The organism is Pedobacter sp., assembly GCF_035566355.1.
Classification (GTDB): domain Bacteria; phylum Bacteroidota; class Bacteroidia; order Sphingobacteriales; family Sphingobacteriaceae; genus Pedobacter.
Genome location: NZ_DATMRL010000332.1, coordinates 1 through 5,066, shown reverse-complemented (window position 1 = coordinate 5,066; position 5,066 = coordinate 1). Strand labels below are relative to the sequence as shown.

The following is a 5,066-nucleotide window of genomic DNA, read 5'->3' as shown; positions in this document are numbered from 1 at the left end:
GCCCTTAACTGGAACCGCCGTTGTCGAAGTTCCCTACCGTAACCGTTTTAAAGGAGATGTTGTTTTAGCCGGAAACGGCATTTGGAATAGCCAGGGTAATGTTGGAATTGGCACATTAACGCCGAAAGAAAAATTGTCTGTAAATGGCAAGATCAGGGCGCAGGAACTTAAAGTAGAAACAGCGAACTGGCCAGACTATGTCTTTGAGAAAGACTACCAACTTCCAACGCTGGAACAAACAGAAAAGCATATACAAGAGAAAGGTCACTTACCTGGAATACCATCTGCGTCAGAAGTGAAAGCTGAGGGTATTGAAGTCGGAGACATGAATGCAAAACTGCTCAAGAAGATCGAAGAGCTGACTTTATACCTCATTGAACTCAAAAAACAAAACAGCCAATTAAATATGAGATTAACAAAAGTTGAAAATGGAAAAGATAAATAGGATTTATAAGAAAAATAAGATTTAAAATATGAGAGATACTTCTATAATCTACATTGCTTTATTGTTATGTGTTGTAAACCTGGCCAACGCACAGATCACATACAATAAACTTCCCGTAATTATTCCTTCAGCTTCTAATGCTGCAGAACTATCGAAATATGGAATCTTAGATGTTGGCTTCAAGCAGGCTATACAAATTTTAAAATCCCTATCTGTGCCTTTGAAGATAACCAATGGAGTATGACTACAGACCTTCAATATAGTAGTACATTCGGGGTGAAAGTAGATCAATCGCTTCAAGGGTAGGCTTAGGTTGGATTCACAATGTTAGTGACGTGGTAATCAGAAATGTAAATGGTAAACCTGACGAGTTCAGTACCCTTTCCTGAGTAGAAGAACTCGAACATATATTTTTTAAAAAAAATATTTATCTGATAATCAATCAATTGATTTATTTTTTTATTCTTTTTTTAAAAAAAACACTTAGTGCAGTCCCACTGCACTAAGTGTTTTTACATTGGCCAATATTATAATATCTAAATATTAGACTATGCAAAACAAAAGAATAATACTGCTTTGTTATTTGATGGCACATTGCTTAGCCGCTGCCGCTCAAAACTTAAACCCAGTAACATTGACAAATGTTACCCCTGTAACACCCGAGGTAGGGAGTTTGGGGAAGTATATTGATATGCCAGTAGGATATTCAACTGGTGTTCCCGAAATCTCTATACCCTTATACACCCTGAAACACAGGGAGCTCGAAATACCGATAGGGCTAAGTTATAATGCTTCCGGAATTAAAGTAGAAGAAGGCGCTACCTGGGTAGGTACAGGATGGAATTTAAATGTAGGTGGCAGTATATCCCGGGTAGTGCATGGATTACCGGATGATTTGGGAGGCTCAACTTCGTATATGAATACGACCAAAACAGCTAAATATATATTGTCTTTACCCGCAAATAATCAAGAACGTTATGAATTACTCTATAATCAGGCAAATTTTGGCTTTCTGGATGTAGAACCAGATATGTATTTCTTTTCAGTCATGGGCTATTCAGGTCAGTTTTATTTTGATCAGGAATTACATGATTTTGTCTTAGCTCCATATCAAAATTTAAAAATAAGCTGTACAAGAGATGCCAACGGGGAAATTACAGGATGGCGGATTGTTTTACCCAACGGTACATCTGCCTATTTCGGTACATCGGCAGATGTACTAAGAACAGGCAGGGAGCGTTTTTTGAATCAGTATGACATTCAACTTACCGGTGGGCTTGCTTCAATGCCAGAAAATCAAACCCATCAGAGTCAGCATTATAGTTCATGGCAATTAATGGATGTTGTTAGCCTCACAAACAGCAACATTAAATATTACTACGATAACAGTAATGCAATGGATTTTGGTAGCGGTGGCGAAACAACAGATATTAAAGGTGCTTCGGGTTGTTCAGAGGCTGACGGGAAAAGACACGCCTCCTTTTATAGAATGCTTTCCAGTAAAGCCATTCTAAAAAAAATAAGTACTGATCTGGGAGATGTCTTTTTCATACAGTCAGCTTTGCAAAGAGCAGATGCCATAGGAGCTCCATTAGGCAGTTCCAAAAGTTTGGATAGCATTATTGTAAAACGCAAAGATGGCAGGCTGATCAAAGCCATCTCGTTTTCCTATGACTATTATAATTCTCCGGCGGTAAACACCCCAGGTTTACAAGTTAGTGATATTGCCAACAAACGTTTAAGGTTAAATCTGGTAAAGGATGGAGATGCTACTTACCAGTTGAAATACAATACGACACCCATAGTAAGCCGGATGTCGCCACAACAGGATTACTGGGGTTATTATAATGGCAAGACGGCTAATCCCGGCTTAACACCCTCTATTGAGACGGGCAATGGAGCTGGCAATGCTGGTGGAGCAGACCGCACGATCGACTTAGCATATGCAAAGGCAGGAATATTAGAAAAAATTATTTATCCTACAGGAGGGAGCACCGAATTTACTTATGAAAGTAATGTAGCCAATACCTTTACACTTAACGGGCTTAGTGAGGGCTATCAATATTCTGGATTGAAAGGGCAGTCCTATGCATTTTATAAAAGCAGTGCTTATGTTCAGGCTAATCCCAGAATATATATAGATTCCTTTACGATTGCTGATATGAAAAAGCCGGGCATGATATTCTTTCAAATACCTGGATATTCAGGTCCATATAATACAATAAAATGTCCTGTAAGAATGGTTATCACAGGAATCACTAAGCCATCTAATAATATGATGTTAAGTGACCTTCAAACGCCATTTATTTTGCAACCTGGTAAGTATAAAATAACAGCTACTATACAACCTACCATTGATTTCCCAAATGCAGAGTTTGCAGTCACTATGAGCTGGTTAGAAAATCCGGATTTAAAAAACATTATTGTGGGGGGACTCAGAGTTGCCAAGATTATTAACTCGGATGCTTTAGGAAATAAGATCGCAAAATCGTTTAAGTATACCAATTTCAATGATTCGACAGTAAGCAGTGGGACTCTTGTAAATTTACCTAATCATAATCCCCTAATTCCTTGTGGTGATGGTGGTCTGCCCGCGGTCACAAGAATTATCAGTAGCAGCACTGCTCCTTTAACAACCACAGATGGTCAGTTTATAAGGTATGAAAATGTAACCGAATATTATGATGAAAATAAATCTTCTTTCAAAAGTGAGTTGACATTTTCAAATGATAATTTGTTTCTGACCATACCTAATAATACATATCCTATTCCGGCTAATACCGGGAGATCCTGGAGGAGTGGGTTATTATTGAACAAAAAAATCTATGAACAAAAAAAAGACCTGAGCTATGGTTTGTTAACTGAAGAACAGAACTATTATAGAAATTACGCGACAAATTATAAAAATACTTTTGGGATAAAAATGACACCAAATGTAATACAATCGCCTGTAAAGACTTTCTCGATCCAACCCGGAATGTTTGTTACAGAATGGTACCTGCTGGATTCGACAGTTACATTTAATTATTCAGGTGGAAATACCTTAAAAACAAAATCGGAGAATTATTATAACAGTAATTATTTGCTTTCTAATACAAGGTTTAGCAACAGCAACGGAAAAACCACAGATAATAAAACCTGGTACCCAAAAGATTATAGTAATGTCCCAGGATTTAATATCAATACATTAATACAAGCCCAGGCCATAAATATCCCCATCAGAAAGGAAATCTCGGTAAACGGTAAAATTACAGGTGGCCAGGCTATTAAGTATAATGCCGCTGCTCAACCCATAACAATGTATCAATACGAGAATGCTGCATTGTCAGATACGGTATTACATGATATAAATTCAATAATCGGGCTTAATTACAATCCTAAAACAGAGGTCACCTATACTGCGCAAAATAACATTTCAACAGTTAAAAATAGTGATGGTGTAACAACGGTGTTTTTATGGGGATATATGCAATCCTACCCGGTAGCTAAAATTGTCAATAGCGATTACACAACAGTGAATAGCGTTATTACGCAAGCACAGATAGATAATGCCATCGCTGCGGGTGATGCCTCACTGAGAATCTTGTTGAATACACTCCGTACTGACAGCAGATTAAAAGATGCACAGGTAACAACTTATACGCATGATCCTTTAGTTGGTATAACAAGTAGTACGGACGAAAAAGGCCAGACCACTTACTACGAATACGATGAATTCCAGCGGCTGAAGAATGTGAAGGACCAGAACGGAAACATCCTGAAAAACAACGTCTATCACTATAAACCCTAACCAGCGCTCCATATGAAAACAAGATCAAAGAACATGGCAAAGCGGATCAAATATTCCTTTGCGGCAGTGGCCTCGCTTTTCCTGGCCTTAAATACGCATGCCCAGGTGCAGGACAACATTGTAAATATTTATAACAACGAAACAGAAATTACAGGTAAAGCGAGCGTCACCTTACAACCTGGTTTTTATATTCCATCTGGTAAAAACGTGAGAATTTACATCACAGGGATCAGTTTTAAGAACTGTGCGACATTTGCCGGTGTACCCAGCGCAAACCAGAATTACATCAGTACCCGGGTTTTTAAAGTTCCGAATGTATCAGATGCAAATATAGATGCCCAGCGGAACGTTTGTGAGGTGAACCAAAGCGTCCAGTATTTTGATGGACTTGGACGTCCGCTTCAAACGGTGACTACTCAAGGCAGTCCAAGCTTTAAGGATGTTGTGCAGCCTTTGGCTTATGATGCTTTTGGCAGGGAAGCCACCAAATACCTTCCTTATAGCACGAGTGGTACAGCTGGAAGCTACAGACCCGATGCTTTAAGCGGAGCTAGTGGCTATAGCACCAGTGCCCAAAAGACATTTTATACTCAGACCGGGCAAAACTATACGACCATCCCGAGCCCCTATAGCCAGACCCTCTTTGAAGCCAGTCCTTTAAATCGGGTGCTGGAGCAAGGTGCCCCAGGAGATATCTGGCAGCCTGCTGCCAGCCGGACCAACTTAGCCGGCAGGACTGTGGTGATGGGCTATGGTACCAATGCCACAGAAGTTAAACTGTGGACAGTGACTGCAAACGGGGCCACATCAGGTACCTATGCTGCCGGGAAG

Annotated in this window: 3 protein-coding genes and 1 pseudogene; all 4 read left to right on the top strand. The window is 39.6% G+C overall.

The window, feature by feature from the left end:
- Positions 1 to 445: pseudogene (locus VNZ46_RS12835) on the top strand (hypothetical protein); the annotation flags it as partial.
- A 28-nt stretch (positions 446 to 473) separates the two neighbouring features.
- Positions 474 to 689 (top strand): hypothetical protein, encoded by a 216-nt coding sequence (locus tag VNZ46_RS12830; protein WP_325560512.1) that lies wholly within the window; start codon positions 474 to 476, stop codon positions 687 to 689.
- A 390-nt stretch (positions 690 to 1,079) separates the two neighbouring features.
- Complete coding sequence (locus VNZ46_RS12825; RefSeq protein WP_325560511.1) at positions 1,080 to 4,235, top strand: hypothetical protein; 3,156 nt, start codon at positions 1,080 to 1,082, stop codon at positions 4,233 to 4,235.
- Between the two features lie 12 nt (positions 4,236 to 4,247).
- A partial coding sequence (locus VNZ46_RS12820) for a DUF6443 domain-containing protein (RefSeq protein ID WP_325560510.1) occupies positions 4,248 to 5,066 on the top strand: 819 nt, incomplete at its 3' end.

What these genes read in the sequence shown, in the direction of transcription:
- VNZ46_RS12830 (WP_325560512.1), top strand. Translation starts at nt 474, where the DNA reads ATGAGAGATACTTCTATAATCTACATTGCTTTATTGTTATGTGTTGTA.